The 17960-nt window shown below is 57.0% G+C and carries 20 protein-coding genes; 15 read left to right on the plus strand and 5 right to left on the minus strand.

What is annotated here, in order from left to right; all coding sequences use genetic code 11:
* Positions 1-255, plus strand: a 255-nt coding sequence (locus LC354_RS00965) for a transposase (protein WP_223420952.1), incomplete at its 5' end; no start/stop codon positions are given.
* A 773-nt stretch (positions 256-1028) separates the two neighbouring features.
* On the plus strand, positions 1029-1355 hold the full coding sequence (locus tag LC354_RS00970; RefSeq protein WP_223420954.1) for a DUF1622 domain-containing protein: 327 nt from the start codon (positions 1029-1031) through the stop codon (positions 1353-1355).
* A 93-nt stretch (positions 1356-1448) separates the two neighbouring features.
* Here LC354_RS00970 and LC354_RS00975 read toward each other — a convergent pair whose 3' ends face one another.
* Positions 1449-2357 (minus strand): lipase family protein, encoded by a 909-nt coding sequence (locus LC354_RS00975; protein WP_223420956.1) that lies wholly within the window; start codon positions 2355-2357, stop codon positions 1449-1451.
* Positions 2358-2609: 252 nt separating this feature from the next.
* On the minus strand, positions 2610-3482 hold the full coding sequence (locus LC354_RS00980; protein WP_223420957.1) for a MurR/RpiR family transcriptional regulator: 873 nt from the start codon (positions 3480-3482) through the stop codon (positions 2610-2612).
* Between the two features lie 117 nt (positions 3483-3599).
* Between LC354_RS00980 and LC354_RS00985 the strand changes: the two genes are divergently transcribed.
* The 8 genes from LC354_RS00985 (at position 3600) to LC354_RS01020 (ending at position 11914) form a co-directional block, all read left to right on the plus strand.
* The gene (locus LC354_RS00985; protein ID WP_223420960.1) at positions 3600-4379 is read left to right on the plus strand and encodes an N-formylglutamate amidohydrolase; all 780 of its coding nucleotides are present in this window, start codon (positions 3600-3602) and stop codon (positions 4377-4379) included.
* The gene (locus tag LC354_RS00990) at positions 4367-4936 is read left to right on the plus strand and encodes a TRAP transporter small permease subunit (protein ID WP_223420961.1); all 570 of its coding nucleotides are present in this window, start codon (positions 4367-4369) and stop codon (positions 4934-4936) included. The genes LC354_RS00985 and LC354_RS00990 overlap by 13 nt, the downstream gene beginning before the upstream one ends.
* A complete protein-coding gene (locus tag LC354_RS00995; protein WP_223420962.1) occupies positions 4936-6261 on the plus strand; it encodes a TRAP transporter large permease in 1326 nt (441 codons plus the stop codon). The genes LC354_RS00990 and LC354_RS00995 overlap by 1 nt, the downstream gene beginning before the upstream one ends.
* A complete protein-coding gene (locus LC354_RS01000) occupies positions 6251-6871 on the plus strand; it encodes a GNAT family N-acetyltransferase (RefSeq protein ID WP_223420964.1) in 621 nt (206 codons plus the stop codon). The genes LC354_RS00995 and LC354_RS01000 overlap by 11 nt, the downstream gene beginning before the upstream one ends.
* Before the next feature lie 51 nt (positions 6872-6922).
* On the plus strand, positions 6923-7954 hold the full coding sequence (locus LC354_RS01005) for a TRAP transporter substrate-binding protein (protein ID WP_223420966.1): 1032 nt from the start codon (positions 6923-6925) through the stop codon (positions 7952-7954).
* A 66-nt stretch (positions 7955-8020) separates the two neighbouring features.
* Positions 8021-9385: a glutamine synthetase family protein gene (locus tag LC354_RS01010; RefSeq protein ID WP_223420968.1), complete on the plus strand. Its 1365-nt coding sequence runs from the start codon at positions 8021-8023 to the stop codon at positions 9383-9385.
* A gap of 5 nt (positions 9386-9390) precedes the next feature.
* Positions 9391-10764 carry an aldehyde dehydrogenase family protein gene (locus LC354_RS01015; RefSeq protein WP_223420969.1) on the plus strand — a complete coding sequence of 458 codons (1374 nt, stop codon included), beginning with the start codon at positions 9391-9393 and terminating at the stop codon, positions 10762-10764.
* Between the two features lie 4 nt (positions 10765-10768).
* Positions 10769-11914: an iron-containing alcohol dehydrogenase gene (locus LC354_RS01020; RefSeq protein ID WP_223420971.1), complete on the plus strand. Its 1146-nt coding sequence runs from the start codon at positions 10769-10771 to the stop codon at positions 11912-11914.
* Positions 11915-11928: 14 nt separating this feature from the next.
* Here the strand turns inward: LC354_RS01020 and LC354_RS01025 are convergent, their stop codons facing one another.
* Positions 11929-12480 (minus strand): 2OG-Fe(II) oxygenase, encoded by a 552-nt coding sequence (locus LC354_RS01025; RefSeq protein ID WP_223421077.1) that lies wholly within the window; start codon positions 12478-12480, stop codon positions 11929-11931.
* Positions 12481-12771: 291 nt separating this feature from the next.
* Between LC354_RS01025 and LC354_RS27630 the strand changes: the two genes are divergently transcribed.
* From LC354_RS27630 to LC354_RS01035, 3 genes are all read left to right on the plus strand, one after another.
* Positions 12772-12906: a hypothetical protein gene (locus LC354_RS27630; RefSeq protein ID WP_263289263.1), complete on the plus strand. Its 135-nt coding sequence runs from the start codon at positions 12772-12774 to the stop codon at positions 12904-12906.
* Between the two features lie 229 nt (positions 12907-13135).
* Positions 13136-13855, plus strand: a complete 720-nt coding sequence (locus tag LC354_RS01030; RefSeq protein ID WP_223420973.1) for a vWA domain-containing protein — start codon at positions 13136-13138, stop codon at positions 13853-13855.
* Complete coding sequence (locus tag LC354_RS01035) at positions 13855-14556, plus strand: J domain-containing protein (RefSeq protein ID WP_223420974.1); 702 nt, start codon at positions 13855-13857, stop codon at positions 14554-14556. The genes LC354_RS01030 and LC354_RS01035 overlap by 1 nt, the downstream gene beginning before the upstream one ends.
* A gap of 120 nt (positions 14557-14676) precedes the next feature.
* Here LC354_RS01035 and paaK read toward each other — a convergent pair whose 3' ends face one another.
* Together paaK and paaI are read right to left on the minus strand one after the other, a co-directional pair.
* Positions 14677-15978, minus strand: a complete 1302-nt coding sequence (gene paaK, locus LC354_RS01040) for a phenylacetate--CoA ligase PaaK (RefSeq protein ID WP_223420975.1) — start codon at positions 15976-15978, stop codon at positions 14677-14679.
* Entirely contained in the window at positions 15975-16409 is a 435-nt protein-coding gene (paaI, locus tag LC354_RS01045; RefSeq protein WP_223420976.1) for a hydroxyphenylacetyl-CoA thioesterase PaaI, read from the minus strand. The genes paaK and paaI overlap by 4 nt, the downstream gene beginning before the upstream one ends.
* Positions 16410-16520: 111 nt before the next feature.
* Between paaI and LC354_RS01050 the strand changes: the two genes are divergently transcribed.
* Together LC354_RS01050 and LC354_RS01055 are read left to right on the plus strand one after the other, a co-directional pair.
* Entirely contained in the window at positions 16521-16868 is a 348-nt protein-coding gene (locus LC354_RS01050) for a DUF2794 domain-containing protein (RefSeq protein ID WP_223420977.1), read from the plus strand.
* A gap of 626 nt (positions 16869-17494) precedes the next feature.
* The gene (locus tag LC354_RS01055) at positions 17495-17959 is read left to right on the plus strand and encodes a (2Fe-2S)-binding protein (protein WP_223420978.1); all 465 of its coding nucleotides are present in this window, start codon (positions 17495-17497) and stop codon (positions 17957-17959) included.
* Position 17960: the final 1 nt, after the last annotated feature.

The following is a 17960-nucleotide window of genomic DNA, read 5'->3' on the forward strand; positions in this document are numbered from 1 at the left end:
AATGAGGTGCGGTTGCAACTGCACGCGCTGGCCTACAACCTAGCCACCTTCCTGCGCTGCATCGAGCTACCCGAGGAAATGGCCGGCTGGTCGCTGACCAGCCTGCAACTCAAGCTGATCAAAATCGGGGCACGCATGGTGCGTCACGCCCGCGCCATCACCTTCCATCTGGCTGAGGTCGCCGTCACAGGCCCAATGGTGCGCGCCATCCTTGCCACCATCCACCGACTGCGAGCGCCACCACTATGCGCGTGACAGCGTTCCCAACTCAAACTCAACGAACGCGGCAGGACATCTCTGTCCATCGGCTGAAAATCGTCGCCTCCGGGCCAGCACAGCATCGCTTCGAAGCATAAGGCACCCGCCTTCAGGCGTTTCCGCAACTCCGGAGACCCTCAGAGGTAAAAGATACTTGATCCGCAGGCCTGATCAGGCGATCTTCGCGTCAGATGGCAGGCCACTTGGGGAATGTCGGTTTAATCATGGGCGAAGAGGATAGGTCGGTTGTGTCTTTGGCTTCAATTCAGCAAAAACCAATACCAATCTAGCCAAATCACTAAAGGTTCCGAGCGGAAATGGTTGCAAAGCGCCGTTCCAGTGTCAATGCTCTTGCCTTGTTATCCAAGAGATAACGGGCGGTCTGATCTCGCGCCTGTGCCATGAGGTGATGACGTTTGTTCAAGCGCCTTTCCGTTCAAGGCGCGCTGGATGAGGTGCAATGTCGCGCCGTTTGCATCGACAGTTTTGCCTTCCATGTCCACGTTCAGGAAATGCGCGTATTCTTGCGTGGGCGCACAAGCTTGTGTGGCCGCCAGATTGGCGAGTTTTCTGCGGGGTGAAGATTTGCATCGAGGTTTCGGGTAAGCTAGCGTTCACGTCACCGCTCCCGGCATTTTTGACCTTTGCGATGGAGTTTTGGGAAGCATAGAGATCAAACGGGGGCTGTTCGGAATGCGCATTCCTGAACACCTGCGTCACAGAGAGCAGAGGGCGACAGACCAATGACAGAGGTTTTCGAAATTGCGGTGTTGGCGATCGAAACCTGCGCCGTTGCCTTGCTTGTGATTGGCCTGCTGGTCGCGACGTTCAAATGTATTCAAGTGTATTTTGCGTCGGGGCCTGAGGAGGCATATCGCACCTATCGTCAAAATCTCGGCCGATGTTTGATATTGGGGCTTGAGATTCTGATTGCGGCGGACATCGTCCAGACGGTGACCGTTGAAATGACGGTTGATTCCGTGTTGTTGCTTGGCCTGCTCGTCATTGTGAGAACATTCCTGAGTTTCACGCTCGAGCTCGAGTTGACGGGCCGGTGGCCATGGCAAGGCGAGGGTGACGGCAAAACTGCCAAATGACGTCATCTGTCGTTGAGGCCTGCTTTGCAGGAGTGCCGCCTTCTTTGTGATCACACGATGGAGTGGTCTTCGGGACAGTCACGGAAGTTCCAATTAAATGCCGTCAAAGAGATAAGGCACCTGCGTCGCACCATTCTCGATCTTGTTTTCGATGTTGGCGAGGTAATTTTCCATGTAATGCTCTTTTATCGAAAAATCTGAAAATTCACGCCAGAAGTCCGCAATCGACACACGATCGGCGTCATGGGCATCAAGATAAATGTAGTCGGCGCCGGGACGCAGGATCACCTCTGCGGCGACATGACGGTACTTTGGAATATAGCCGGGCGGTGGCAGCATTGGTACGACATCACGATCATCTATGACCCGCGTCGTGACTTCGAACAGTTCGGGGGACATTTCCGAATTGGTCACCTTGGGCTGACCAAAATTCACGATCCTTTTCACTGTATATCCTTCGGCGTCGGCATAGCCGCCCAGGATCAAGGCAATGGCCGCCCCTAGTGAATGACCGGTTATTCTGATATCGTAGTCACTGATCAAATACGGTTTCATATCGCTCCAGACCGCAATCGAATCCTTCTGAAAGCCACCGTGAAGTTGCAATCCGAGGATGGCGTCATTGACCAGCTTGATCTCGATATCTTCCCAGATATTCGGTTTTTCGGCCGTCCCGCGGACCGAGACGGTCTGTGTTCTTGTGCCATGATCCGTTTCTATGAAATAGCGCACGTCCACGGAGGGGATCGTCCGGACACGCGTCGCCAGGGGATAGTCCTGTTTGATCTGTGCCTCTGTGTCATAGGCTGATTTGGACCGGACGCCGTAGTACCGAAGTTCCTCGAAGTTCACCTTGTGTGGGACGACAACCGACAACGCCTGCCGCGTGCTTTGCGACAAACCACCGGCACAACCGGCCAGCGCCATCAGCGACGCCAGGAGCAAAGCTTTGAGCAAGTGAACTGGAGAGGCAAACCTTGTGGCAGCGCCGACGTCAGACATGGATATTACCTTCAATTTGATGTTCGAAGCCGATGCAAAACCAACGACCCTGTCCCAGCCTGCCAGAAAGGGAAACGCAAGTGATCATTCCTTTCTTGCGGCGAAGGAAAAGGGTCAAAATAACACTGCCTTTGGTCCGCCGAAATATCAAGCAGATGCTGCGTTGCCGGTCGTGATATCCGGGGGGCGCCGGCCCTGTCGGCGTCCGGTTTCCCTCGGGCGCTGGCATCCGGCCTTGCGCCCATGCGTTGTCTAAGTGAACTTCCGAAACAGTTTCGTCTGGTCGAACATGTCCTCCAGTGCTTCCATGCGATCCTTTGTATCGCCCCAAGTCAGGTTTTGAGCGGCCGAAATCATCGCCTCGACCAACAAAAGAGGGGTTGCGGCGGAATCCCAGGCAGAGGGGGCGACGATGCGGCTGCTCAGGCTGATTTCAGCGAGTTGATGTACGGGAGAACGCCACTGGTCGGTAAACAGGATTAACCTGGCTCCTTTGGCATGGGCCATTTCGGCCAGTTTCAACGTGTTGTTTTCATATCGGCGCATGTCGAAAATAACAAAGACATCACCCTCTTTGACATCCAGAAGATAATGCGGCCACGCGTTCGAGGTGGACTGAATATGCGTGATCTTTGGACGGATGACCTGCATGTGCAGGAACAGGTATTCCGCCAGCGTGTGGGTCACGCGCCCCCCGACGATATAGAGATGGTGTGTGGTGTCGGCACTCATGGCGCAGGCGGTGTCGAAATCCTTTGGGTCAATCTGGGCCAGCGTATGCCGGATGTTATCGATCACCGCGTCGGTGAATTTGTTCAGGATATGCTCTGAAGGGGCACCGTCAGCCCAGGTGTTGTGCTTGGCGATCGGGTCCTTGGCCTTGGCCTTCAGTTCCTCGCGCAATTCTGTCTGAAATTCGGGATAGCCGCTGAACCCCAGTTTCTGGACCATACGGGCGACGGTCGGCACCGACACTTCGGCGTCCTTGGCCAAAGCGCTGAGCGGCCCGAGCCCGGAAGCCGGATAGTTTTCCAAAATCGAATGCGCCAACTGACGCTCCGCCCGGGTCAGGTCGTCCAGCTTGTTTTGGATGCGATCGGAGATCGTCAAATTGACGTCGGTCATGGCGCGCGCCTCACTTTTGATGGAAAAAATAACAGCCCGACAATAAGTGTTGTGATATTTCACAAATATGTTGACAGAAATCGGTTTTGGCAAGACGTTTGCGTGAACGGAGGCCGAATGCCGCAAAGCCAGACCACAGAAATGAAGAACTATGTTCTGTCAGTGAATGCTGAGGGCGCATCATCCGTTGTGCTGGTATGCGAACATGCGTCAAATCATATTCCGGCGGAACTAGAAGACCTGGGTTTGTCCGAGGACGCCCGTGCAAGTCATGCGGCATGGGATCCGGGCGCAATGGCCGTTGCGACCCGAATGGCCCGAATTCTGGATGCGCCCCTGATTGCCAACGGCGTTTCGCGCCTCGTGTATGATTGCAATCGTCCCCCAACGGCGTCGGACGCAATGTTGGCCCGCAGTGAGGTCATCGACATACCGGGCAACCAGAGCCTCACGCAGGCCGACCGTGATGTACGGACCGAGGCCTATTACCGCCCCTTTGAAGCAGCCCTCCGATCCGTGGTGCAAAGGGCCGCAGATGCGGTTCTTGTGACGGTCCACAGCTTTACGCCAGTCTATCATGGCGTTTATCGACCGGTTGAAATCGGGATCCTGCACGACAGTGATACCCGTTTGGCCGATACAATGTTGCAAAGCGCAACCTCGCACACCAATGCCAACGTGCAGCGCAATGCGCCTTACGGACCACAAGACGGGGTAACCCACACGTTAAAGGAACATGGCCTCAAAGGCGGTCACCTTAACGTCATGCTCGAAATCCGCAGCGACCTGATCGAGACGCCAGCGCAGCAAGGCGCGATGGCCGCAATGATCGCGCATTGGATCGCGGACGCATGCGCGCATCTCAGCGTGCCCGGAGACGTGCAATGTCGGGCGTGATGCGGGCCTATATCGGGGTGGTCGATGCGGTGAATTACCGTGTCGGACGCATGATCATGTATTTCATCTTTGTGCTGATGGGGATCCTGTTGTGGTCGTCCATCAGCAAGACGTTTTTTCTGCCGACCCTCTGGACGTTGGAAATGGCGCAATTCGTGATGGTCGCCTACTATATCCTCGGCGGTCCGTACTCGATCCAGATGGGGTCGAACGTGCGCATGGATCTGCTGTATGGGGAATGGTCACTGCGCAAAAAGGCGTGGTTCGATCTGTTCACTGTCATGTTCCTGATCTTCTATCTTGGTGTCTTGCTCTACGGGGCTGTCAGTTCGACCGCCTATTCCCTTGGTTATTGGGGGGCAGAGCCGTTTTCCTTCCTCGGCGGCATCTTGATCGGCAGCGAAGAGGTTGGTCGGATGGAACGGTCCTCGACGGCGTGGCGCCCGTATATGTGGCCGGTGAAATCAATCATGGTCTTGGGCCTGTTCCTGATGCTTCTCCAATGCATCTCGGAACTCCTCAAGGATGTTCTGCGCCTGAAGGGTGAAGCGATCTGATGTCGTATGAATTGATCGCAACGCTCATGTTTTCGTCGATGATGCTGATGCTTTTGACGGGCCAGCGCGTGTTCGGGGCCATCGGGTTCATCGCCGTGGTCGCCGCCTTGCTGCTTTGGGGCGACCGCGGCGGCTTCGACATCGGCTTTTCGGCTGCGATGAAGCTGATGAAGTGGTATCCGCTGCTGACGCTGCCGATGTTCATTTTCATGGGCTACGTGCTGTCCGAAAGCAAAATTGCCGACGATCTGTACCGGATGTTCCATGTCTGGATGGGAGGCCTGCGCGGTGGTCTTGCGATCGGGACGATTGGCCTGATGGTGTTGATTTCTGCCATGAACGGGCTGAGCGTCGCGGGCATGGCCATCGGATCGACCATTGCGTTGCCCGAGCTTTTGAAGCGGGGGTACGACAAACGCATGGTCACGGGGGTCATTCAGGCGGGGTCGAGCCTTGGCATCCTTGTGCCGCCATCCGTCGTTCTGGTGCTTTACGCGATGATCGCGCGACAACCGGTGGGGCAGTTGTGGTTGGCAGGTGTCATTCCGGGGCTGATGATGGCGTCGCTGTTCATCATCTACATCATCGTGCGCTGCCGGGTGAATCCGGTTCTGGGGCCTGTGCTTGACGAAGCCGAGCGCAATATCCCACGGGCGGAAAAACTGCGTCTGCTGCGTGCCGGATTGCTGCCCGTTGCCATTTTCGCAACCATGATGGTGCCATTCGTGAATGGTTGGACGTCGCTGGTTGAAAGCTCGGCCATCGGGGCGCTGGCCGCTTTTGCGGCGGCTGTTCTCAAGGGCCGCATGACCAAAGAGGTATTCGAAAACTCTGTCAGAAACACCCTTGGAATCACCTGCATGTTCATGTGGATCATCCTTGCGGCCCTCGCATTTGGGGCAGTTTTTGACGGGCTCGGGGCAGTAAAAGCGATCGAGAGCGTTTTTACCGAGCGGTTGAACCTCAACCCCTGGACGATCCTGATCCTGATGCAGCTGAGCTTTATCCTGATGGGGACGTTTCTGGACGACACGGCGATGCTGGTCATCGTGGCGCCGCTTTATGTGCCGCTGGTAGGCGAGTTGGGTTTCGATCTGATCTGGTACGGGATCCTTTATACGATCACGACTCAGATCGCTTACATGACGCCGCCCTTTGGCTACAATCTGTTCCTGATGCGGGCGATGGCCCCGCCCGAGATTTCACTGCGCGATATCTATTCCTCCATCACGCCGTTCGTGTTGATCATGGTGGGCGCCCTCGCGCTGGTGATGGTGTTTCCGGGGATCGCGCTGTGGCTGCCGGAGTTCGTGTATGGAAAGTAAGCGCGCATTCAGCATCCTCTGCCCCATTCCTGAACCCAACCGTCAGGAGGCGGCTGGCCTGTTCTGGCAGGCATTTTCTGACAAGCTGGACAAGCTCATGGGTCCCAAGGCCAAAGCCGTGGAATTCTTTGCGCATGTTCTGGACCCCTCCCATGGCATTGCCGCCGTCGATCCGGCCGGGAAACTGCTTGGCATGGCGGGTTTCAAAACCGCAAACGGCGCGTTGATCGGCGGAGAGCTGTCGGACATGTGCCGCACCTACGGATCGTTTGGCGGATTGTGGCGCGGTGTGCTTTTGTCCGTGCTGGAACGGGATTTGGACCGCGACACATTGCTGATGGACGGGATCGTCGTCACCGAGCAGGCGCGAGGTCATGGTGTTGGCACGGCTCTGCTGGATGCGGTTACGCAGCAGGCGTGCAAGCTTGGCAAATTATGGGTCCGGCTCGACGTGATCGACAGCAATCCCCGGGCTCGCAGCCTCTATGAGCGGCGCGGGTTCGTGCCGACGGGCGACATCAAACTTGGGCCATTTTCGCGCATCTTTGGCTTTCGCAAGGCAACGACGATGCGGTTCGACGTCAAGACCGCCGAATTGAGACCAGAGTAATTTCAAAGTGCGGACCCAACCGCGCTCACTACCCAACCAAGGAGAGAAGACATGACTTCAAGACGTAAATTTATTCAGGGGGCGGCCGTCGTTCCGGCGGCGGCGCTGGCGACGCCTGCATTGGCGCAAAACACGATCAAATGGCGCATGCAAACCTATGCCGGGCCCGCATTGGCCGCAGAAGTGATCGTTCCGGCGATCGAGATGTTCAACAAGATCGCAGGCGATCGCATGCAGATCGAACTGTTCTTCGCCGATCAGCTGGTTCCGACGGGCGAGCTGTTTCAGGCGATGCAGCGCGGTACGATTGACGCGGTGCAATCGGATGACGATTCAATGGCATCCCCCACCGAAGTCACCGTCTTTGGCGGATACTTCCCCTTTGGCTCGCGCTATTCGCTCGATGTGCCGGTCTTGTTCAACCAATACGGCCTGAACGAGATTTGGGACGAAGAATATTCCAAGGTGGGCGTCAAACACATCTCTGCCGGGGCATGGGATCCATGTCATTTCGCGACCAAAGACCCGATCCGCAGCCTGGCCGACCTTGAAGGCAAGCGCATCTTTACTTTCCCGACAGCGGGCCGCTTCATGTCGCAGTTTGGGGTGGTTCCAGTGAATCTGCCTTGGGAAGACATCGAAGTTGCCGTGCAAACGGGCGAGTTGGACGGGATTGCGTGGTCAGGCATCACCGAGGACTACACCGTCGGCTGGGCGGATGTGACAAACTATTTCCTGACCAACAACATTTCCGGCGCATGGGCGGGGTCCTTCTTTGCCAATATGGAACGCTGGAACGAGTTGCCAGACGACCTGCAAACCCTGTTCCGCGTCTGTTGTGACCAGTCGCATTATTATCGTCAGTGGTGGTATTGGGGCGGCGAAGCCAACCTGCGCGTCAATGGTACCAAACTGGAGTTGACGACCATTCCGGATGAGGAATGGGCAACAGTAGAGGCCGCAGCACAAATGTTCTGGGAAGAGATCGCGGCAGAATCCGATGTGAAACGCCGGGTTGTCGATATCTTCAAGCAGTACAACGCCGATATGGTCAAAGCAGGCCGTCCGTACCGCTACGGTTAAGGCCAGACATCCTTTTGGGGGCAGCTATCGGTTGCCCCCAATCTCTTGACAGAAAGATGAACAGACATGCCCGGATTAATGAGCTTTGAAGACCTGAAGGCCAGCGTTGCGGACGGATCGATTGACACCGTTCTGGCCTGCTTTGTGGATATGCAGGGTCGCTTGATGGGCAAGCGCTTTCATGGTGCGAATTTTGTGGAAACCTCGTTCGAGGAAACCCATTGCTGCAATTACCTGCTGGCCACTGATCTGGAGATGGCCACGCCCGATGGCTATGCCTCGACCAGTTGGCGAACGGGATATGGTGATTATGTAATGAAGCCTGATCTGGCCACGGTTCGGCCCGTCCCGTGGCTGGACGGCACCGCGATGGTGCTCTGCGATATCCTCGATCACCACGATCACAAGCCCATCCCCCATTCTCCCCGCGCGATCCTGAAGAAACAAATCGCCCACCTTGAAGCCTTGGGGTTCGAGGCGAAAATGGCGACGGAGCTTGAGTTCTTTTTGTTCGAACAGAGCTTTGATGACATCCGCAAGGATGGCTTTCGCACTCTGGAACCAATCAGCGGCTACAACGAAGACTACCACATCTTGCAGACTACCAAGGAAGAAGGCGTCATGCGCCCGATCCGCAACCACCTCTTTGCCGCAGGCCTGCCGATCGAAAACTCAAAGGGCGAGGCCGAGGCGGGTCAGGAAGAGTTGAACATTCGTTATGCCGGGGCATTGGATTGCGCCGATCATCATTCGATTGCCAAGCATGCGATCAAGGAAATCGCATGGCAAAACGGCCGCGCGGCCACTTTCCTGCCCAAGTGGCACAAGGATCGCGTTGGTTCATCCAGCCATGTCCACCAGTCGTTGTGGAAAGACGGTGAGGCTGTATTTTATGACCCATCCGCCAAGTACGGGATGTCGGCGGTGATGCGCCACTACATGGCTGGTCTGATCAATTACGCGCCCGATTATACCTATTTTCTGGCCCCTTACATCAACAGCTACAAACGCTTTGCGAAGGGGACATTCGCGCCCACCAAAACCGTCTGGTCGGTCGACAATCGGACGGCTGGTTTTCGGTTGTGCGGCGAGAACACCAAGGGCGTGCGCGTGGAATGCCGGATTGGCGGGTCTGACCTGAACCCGTACCTTGCACAAGCTGCGATGCTGGCGGCAGGGATCAAGGGCATCGAGGACAAGATGGAATTGCCGCCCGCCACGACAGGCGACGTGTACGAAGACGCGAAAGCACAGGATATCCCGCAAACCCTGCGCGCGGCGACGGAAACCCTGCGCGGGTCAGCGTTTCTGCGCGAAGCGCTGGGCGATGATGTCGTCGATCACTACACCCGTGCCGCGGAATGGGAGCAGGAAGAATTTGACCGCGTCGTTACCGATTGGGAAATCGCGCGCGGCTTTGAAAGGGCTTAACGACCATGACGATCACCTGTATTTCGCCCATCGACGGGTCGGTCTATGCCACGCGCGAAACACTCTCGCACAGAGACGCGGACGCCGCTGTCGCGCGCGCCAAGGTAGCCCAAACCGCTTGGGCCGCGCGTTCCTTGGCCGAGCGGATCGCACTGGTGCAAGCCGGTGTTGCCGCCGTAGGCGCGATGAATGATGACATCGTGCCGGAGATCGCGTGGCAAATGGGCCGCCCCATCCGGTACGGCGGGGAATTCGGCGGTTTCAAAGAACGCGCAACCTATATGGCCGAGATCGCAGAGGCCGCTTTGGCCCCGATCATCGTCGAGGACAGTGACCAATTTCGCCGCGTGATCAAGCGGGTGCCGCACGGGCTGGTCCTGGTCGTGGCCCCTTGGAACTATCCTTACATGACGGCAATCAATACGGTCGCGCCTGCGCTGATTGCAGGCAACGCGGTGATTCTGAAACATGCCTCGCAAACGCCTCTGGTGGGCGAACGGATGGCACAGGCGTTCCATGCGGCGGGCATCCCCGAAGACGTGTTTCAGAACGTGTTTCTGGATCACGAAACCACATCCTCCTTGATCGCGGATCGCGCGTTCGGGTTCGTGAACTTCACGGGCTCGGTCGGCGGTGGCAAGGCGATGGAGGCGGCTGCCAGTGGTACGTTTACCGGCATCGGTCTCGAGCTTGGCGGGAAAGACCCCGGCTATGTCATGGAGGACGCGAACCTTGAGGCTGCCGTCGATACGCTGATTGACGGGGCGATGTTCAACTCCGGGCAGTGCTGCTGCGGGATCGAACGGATTTACGTGAATGAGAACCTGTTCGATGCTTTCGTCGACAAGGCCGTGGCGATCGTGAACGGTTACAAGCTGGGCAATCCTCTGGACCCCGAAACAACCCTTGGCCCGATGGCACACGTACGTTTTGCCGACGCCGTCCGCGCGCAAACTGCTGATGCGGTCTCGGCAGGAGCCAAGGCACATATCGATCCGGCCAGTTTTCCCGAGGATGGCGGCGCATACCTGATGCCGCAAATCCTGACAAACGTGACCCACGACATGCGTGTGATGCGCGAAGAAAGCTTTGGCCCTGTCGTTGGGATCATGTCCGTGAAGAACGATGCCGAAGCTATCGATCTGATGAATGACAGCGACTTTGGCCTGACCGCCTCGCTTTGGACCCAAGACGCGGCCCGCGCCGAAGCCATCGCCGATCAGATCGAAACGGGCACTGTGTTCATGAACCGGGCCGATTATCTTGATCCGGGGCTGTGCTGGACGGGCTGCAAGGACACCGGTCGCGGGGGCGGCCTGTCCGTGATCGGTTATCACAACCTGACCCGCCCCAAATCATATCACCTCAAGAAAGCCTGAATCCATGAGCATCACTGCCAATTGGTCCTATCCCACAGCCATACGTTTCGGCGCTGGCCGCATTGCCGAGATTGCGGAGGCCTGCGCCGTTGCCGGTATCAAAAAACCGCTGTTGATCACCGATCGCGGTCTGGCCGACATGGCGATCACGACGAAAACCCTCGATCTGTTGGAAGCGGCAGGGTTGGGCCGTGCGATCTTTGCCGATGTTGACCCGAACCCGAACGAGAAAAACGCCGAAGCCGGGGTGAAAGCCTTTCAGGAGGGTGGCCATGACGGCGTGGTCGCGTTTGGCGGCGGCTCCGGCCTCGATCTGGGCAAGCTGGTGGCGTTCCTGGCCGGACAAACCCGCCCGCTTTGGGATTTCGAGGATATCGGTGACTGGTGGACCCGCGCCGACGCAGACGCCATCGCGCCGATTGTAGCGGTGCCAACAACCGCCGGAACAGGGTCTGAGGTCGGCCGCGCGTCGGTCATCACCAATTCGGTGACCGAAGAAAAGAAGATCATTTTCCACCCAAAATTCCTGCCGACGGTTGTGATTTGCGATCCGGAATTGACCGTCGGCATGCCCCGCTTCATCACCGCAGGAACCGGGCTTGATGCGTTCGCCCATTGTGTCGAGGCATTCTGTTCTCCGCATTATCACCCGATGTCCCAAGGGATCGCGCTTGAGGGCATGCGCTTGGTCAAGGACTACTTGCCCCGCGCCTATGCAGATGGCACCGATATCGAAGCGCGCGCGCAGATGATGTCGGCGGCCGCGATGGGGGCCACTGCCTTTCAGAAGGGCCTCGGGGCGATCCATGCGCTGTCCCATCCCATCGGTGCGATGTATCACACGCATCACGGGACGACCAACGCCGTGTGCATGCCTGCCGTGCTGCAATTCAACAAACCGGCGATTACTGAGGTGATCGGCAAGGCCGCGAATTACCTGGATATTTCTGGCGGGTTTGACGGGTTTTGCGCCTATGTCGACGCATTGAACGCATCCCTCGGTATCCCCAGGACACTGACGGAATTGGGTGTGAAAGATCCTGACATTGACCGGATCGTCGTGGGTGCCTTGTCCGATCCGAGCACGGGCGGCAATCCGATCGAGATGACCAGGGAGAATACGACCAAACTCTTGCTCGAGTGTATTTGACGGTCTTACCGACCTTACCGAAAAGCCGGGCCATGTGCCCAGACTGTCATGGAATGTCGTGTGCCACGTTTGACCGTCGTCACACGGTGCAATGTGAAGCTGGGAAAAATACTGACACACCCCTGCGCCCGGTTAACGGCCAACACCTGAGCGCTGGGCATGACTTCCAGGTCGCCACCATCATAGGAGCCAGGTTCGCTGAGTTGTAAGACCAGCGTGAGCTTGCGTTTCCGGGCAACCGGACCGTCGCCGATATCCGAATGCCAGGCGAAGTGGCCCCCGTCAGTGTCCTTGTAACTGGCGATCTGCGGGCTTTCTGCAAACTCGCGCAGATCGAAATCAAACTGCTTGACGTTGGATGTGCGGACAAGGTCGATCAGTCGCTCCATTACCCATCCCATGCCGTCGACGTTGTCCATCCACACCAATTCGGCGTTGCGCAGATTGTGGTCTTGGCGCTGGCCGACAAGCAGTGCTTCCTCAGCCGGAGACCTGGAGATGGCTTGGATAATGCGTTCGCATTCTCCGGCGCTAAACGCATCAGGCATGGAATGGACTGACAGCATCGTGTTTACCTTTTGAAATCGAAACGTGATGTCCGCCCCGATGCGGCGGCCCAATTTTGCATATTCCTGTCAACCATTGGTCATTTGCCAACTCTGATCGCAGGAACCGGAACATGGTCAATCTGACCTTGTACGACATTGTTGTGGTGTGGAATGCGGAACGAACAGTACCGCTTACATCTTACGCGTCTTCGTCAAGCCGGGCAAATGATTGATCTAACGACAGGCGGAACAATGCGATGAAAACTTCCATTGGCCTTACATCGCATGACAAACTGAGTGATACTAGGAATGATCCGGTTTCGGCTCGAGGATATTGCTGCGCTCTACGATGTGTTCAACGACGCCGCTGTCAATCTCACGCTGGCATCTTCCAAGGGCGCGCCATGGTTCCTTGGAAAATACGGCTGCCGCCCCGTCATCTGATCTTCGCTCGGCCAGCAAGGAGAGCTCATAATCTCATCCGGTTTGATGAGCGTGAGCCATTCAGCACTGACCGCCTGCCGCAAATCAAGTGGTTCAAAGCCGAAAGCCAAAATGGATTGCCCGTCAGGCCAGTTGCGCTACCATAGTCATAGCCGACAGCAATTGGTTCTACATTGGAACTGAATTTGACCGCCACGCAAGTCACGTGCGACGACAGCAGAATATGGCCATGAAAAAGACAAAAATTTCAACACAGGTCGAAAAGAACCTCACAGCCCGCTCGCAATCAAGCGGGTCCGAGATCAGTGCTTTTCTGCAACAGGCCAAACAGCTTGCGCCGGCGCAAGATGCAGCGCGGGGGCGGATGATATTCGCCCTTGATGCAACCATGAGCCGCCAAGCGACGTGGGACATCGCCTGCTCCCTGCAAGGTGAAATGTTCTCCGCCGCTGCGTCGGTTGGCAATTTGTCGGTGCAGCTCGTCTACTTTCGTGGTCACAAGGAATCCAGGGCTTCTCGCTGGGTCAACAACGCCGAAAGTCTGCGCGTTTTGATGGAAAAAATCGATTGCCGAGGCGGTCTGACGCAAATCGCAAAAGTGCTTTCGCATGCAAAGAAGGAAGCCGAGAAACAACCCTTGGCGGCGTTGGTCTACGTCGGCGATTGCGTGGAGGAAAACATTGATGAATTGTGCGGGATCGCTGGTGAACTGGGCCTGCGCGGGGTCAAGGCATTTGTGTTTCACGATGGACGGGACGCCCATGCCGAAACGGCATTTCGCGAGATTGCGAGGCTGACCGGGGGCGTCTATTTGCCCTTCGACAGAAACTCGGCAGAGGACTTGAAGGCATTGCTCGCGGCAGTGGCAACATATGCGGCGGGCGGGCGCAAAGCACTGGAAGTGAAAGGTGACGCCACATCGAAACGGCTTCTTGCTGATTTGCGCTGATGCAACCGATACTGACCTTTGTCGCAGGTGCTGTTGGTTTTGGGGTTTCCTTTTGGATTGTTCGGAGCGCGCTGCGCTATTTTTTCCCGTCACTGTCTCAGAATTCGTTTGGCGTAGCTTTGATCACGGTCGGCCTCTGGTTGCTCGTCGTTCGTCTGGTCGTATTTGCAATTCCGCTCTTCATGCTTGGATTTGCTCTTCTGTCGCCAAGGAACGCCAGAACGGCGGCGAAATCGCCGAAGCAAACCTCCCAAGTGCGTTCCGCGCATCTGGAAATGTCCCTCGACCACGAAACGGGGGTCATTGACGGGCGCATATTGACCGGGAACCTCCAAGGTCAGATCCTGTCAGACCTGGAGCGACAAGATCTCCTCAGGTTTTACATCGAAATTCAAGCGGACGCTGATACCGTGAAGCTTTTGGAGACGTTCCTCGACAGCGCCCATCCAGACTGGCGCGATCATATGGAGGAGCGCACGACGCGCGACGAGGCCGCATCGCCACTTTCGGAAAAACTGAGCCGGGACGAGGCGTTCAGGTTGTTGGGACTTGAGGAAGGATCGAGCGCAGAAGAAATCCGGGAGGCTTATCACAGGCTCATCAAGCGGGTTCATCCCGACCGCGGCGGCTCAGCTGCATTGACGGCCCAGATCACCGAAGCAAGAAACAAGCTGCTGGGCGACCGGCGATCACCGGATTGAGGGGGTGATCTCTGGGGTTCATATCAATGTCTGCAGCCGGTTTCCATCTTTGAAAACAGTGTGTTGAGCGCAGGCCGCCAAGATGAACCAATTCTTGCCTGCTGCAAAACGTCCGTGCTCTTATCGCCGATCCACAATGCGCACGGCCTTGCCTTCGGACCGGGCAACGCCACCGACAGGGGCCACATCGACTGCAACGGAGATCCCGACGCTTTGCTTGATCCGCGCGGCCAGATCACGGCCGGAGCCCGCGCGGGCTTGTTCCCCGATATCCGGCGCGGCCGCTTCGCAGAGCACGCGCATCTGGTCCATCCGGTCGGGCCGGCTCAATTCGATCTGGAAATGTGGGGCGAGGCCGGGAGTGGCCATCAGGCATTCTTCGATCTGGGTGGGGAAGACGTTGACGCCGCGCAGGATAATCATATCGTCGCTGCGCCCTGTGACTTTCTCCATGCGGCGCATGGAGCGGGCCGTGCCGGGCAACAGGCGGGTCAGATCCCGTGTGCGATAGCGGATGATGGGAAACGCTTCTTTGGTGAGCGAGGTAAAGACAAGCTCGCCCAACGCGCCGTCCTCGACCGGAACGCCGGTGTCTGGATCGATGATTTCAGGGAAAAAGTGATCTTCCCAGATATGCAGGCCGTCCTTGCTTTCCACGCATTCCATCGACACGCCGGGGCCCATCACCTCGCTCAGGCCATAGACGTCGACCGCGTGCATATCGAAGGCATCCTCGATTTCGAGGCGCATTGCATTTGTCCACGGCTCTGCGCCAAAGATACCGACCTCAAGGCTGCTTTCACGCGGATCAAGGCCCTGGGCGTGAAACTCATCCAGAATGGACAGGGCGTAAGACGGGGTGACTGTGATGCCCTTGGGTTTGAAATCCTGGATCAGGCGCACCTGGCGGGGTGTCATGCCTCCCGAAACGGGCACGGTCGTCAATCCCAGCGCGTCCGCACCGACATGAACGCCCAGACCCCCGGTAAAAAGGCCGTACCCATAGGCATTGTGCAGCAAGTCGCCCCGCTGCAAACCTGCGGCGCGCAGGGAGCGGCCCATGACGATGCCCCAGTTGTGCAGGTCGTTTGCCGTATAGCCGACAACGGTAGGTTGCCCGGTTGTTCCCGATGACGCGTGAATGCGGGCGACTTGATCGCGGGGCACGGCGAACATGCCGAACGGGTAATTGTCCCGGAGATCCTGTTTGACGGTAAAGGGAAACCGGGCGAGATCCGACAGTGATGTCAGATCGTCCGGATGCACGCCTGCGGCGTCGAAACTGGCGGTGTAGTGCGGTACGTTTTCATAGGCATGGGCCAGTGACCATTTCAGGCGCTCGATCTGCAAAGCTTCGATTTCATCCCGGCTTGCGATCTCGATGGCATCGAGTGAGCTTCTGGGGGGCGTCAGATCTTTCATTCTGGGTCCTCATCGAAATGCTGGCCTTTGACACTGCGGGTCAGGCCGCGCAGAAGTGCGATCTTGTGCCCGTCCTTGCCGGTTATCGTGACATCATACGTGCCGGACCGGCCTGTGCGCACAATTTCGCATGCCGTGGCCGTCAGCATTTCTTGCGCCTTTGCGGGTGCCACATAGGTGATCTGCACTTGTTGGGCGACCATCAGCACGTTGTAGCTATTGGATGCAAACGCCAATGCGCTGTCGGCCAGCGTAAAGATCATGCCGCCGTGGCACATTCCCAGCCCGTTCAGCATTTCATCGCGCACTGGCATGGACAGGGTCGCGCTGCCGGGCGCGATGGCGTCGAGACTCATACCGAGCTTTTGGCTGGCGGCATCATTTGCCCACATCAATGCGGCACATTTTTCGGCACGGGTTTGGGGGGTCATCTTGCTCTCATTTGGTTTTTTGTTCGGCGATGCTGCACTTATTGGGGACCCCGTTCAAGCATCGACTTGTTGCCTCTTGAATTGTCAGCCCACCCGCGCAAGTCTGTCGACATGACGTTACACACGCCTCCGCCGTCGAATATCCGAGAGATGCCCAATCCGCAGGTTGCGTTTCACAGGGCTGAATTGTCAGTGATTCTGTCGCTTTATGGCCGGATGGTCGCTGCCGGAGAGTGGCGCGATTACGGGATTTCATGCCTGCGCGATGTTGCGGTGTTTTCGGTATTCCGGCGCACGGCTGAAAATCCGTTGTACCGGATCGAAAAGCGTCCCAAATTGCGGGGTCGGCAAGGGATGTATGCCGTGATCGGCGTTGATGGACAGATCTTGCGACGTGGCCATGATTTGAAAACGGTATTGCGCGTGCTGGAGCGCAAGCTGATCCGCGCCGTGCAGTGATCTGTGCAAAGGTCCGCTGACGCTGATGCTATTTGTGCCGCGTATGCGCGCAGCAGGAGAGGCTGTCTGCCCCTCAAGCTCTCCAAGGACATTTTCGAACTACGTTGAAATTTGGTTTTTGAAACCCAGACTGGGCTAACCACGGTTCGCGTGTACGAACCAAGAACTCGGCGCTTTTGCCAATCAGACGTTAGACAGAAATGTTCGATCTCCCTTGGTTGCAGGCCAAAGCCATGTACAGAGCACTGAATTTCTGACGCGGGAAGACGGCGCTGCATGAACTGGAAGTGTCACCCAAGGGCGGGTTTTTGCGGGCTCAAGTATGAAAGGCACCAAGCACGGCTAAGGCTATGAAGAACAGACTTGCCGATGCCTTGGCGGAGCTCAGTCAAAGCGGCCGGTGTCAGCAAAGCAGCAGCGCATTAAATCGGGCCAAAGTTTTTTGGGGCTCCATCCTCGATCCACGAGCATTTTGCCTTGTCGGTCTTGGAGCGCTTTTGGACTTTTTGGCAGCACCGGTTCTTTGCGATCCGCCCCCATCGGCAGGAAAATCGACTGATGAGGATGACGTGCGTCCATCGGCACCTATCTTCTCGATAAAGAATGGTCATCAGGGAGACGCAGACATGGCAATTACGTTGAAAGTCAACGGCAAGACTCAGGAGGTCGATGCAGAGCCAGGAACACCACTCTTGTGGGTCATCCGCGACGAATTGAAAATGACCGGCACAAAGTTCGGTTGTGGTGTCGCATCCTGCGGAGCGTGTACCGTGCATTTGAATGGCGAACCGGTACGCTCGTGCCAAACATTCATCGACGACATGGAAGGTGCAGAAATCACAACCATTGAAGCCATGAGCGATGACAAGGTCGGTGCGGCTCTGCAGCAGGCCTGGGTCGAGCTAGACGTGGTGCAATGTGGCTACTGCCAGTCCGGTCAAATCATGTCGGCTGTGGGCCTTTTGCGTCAGAATGCGAACCCCTCGGTCTCTGAGATTGACGACTACATGTGGGGCAACGCGTGCCGCTGCGCCACCTATCAACGCATTCGCGCTGGCATCCAGCGCGCCGCAAAAATCCTGGAGGCTTGAT

Source organism: Tateyamaria pelophila, assembly GCF_019966495.1.
Lineage (GTDB): Bacteria > Pseudomonadota > Alphaproteobacteria > Rhodobacterales > Rhodobacteraceae > Tateyamaria > Tateyamaria pelophila.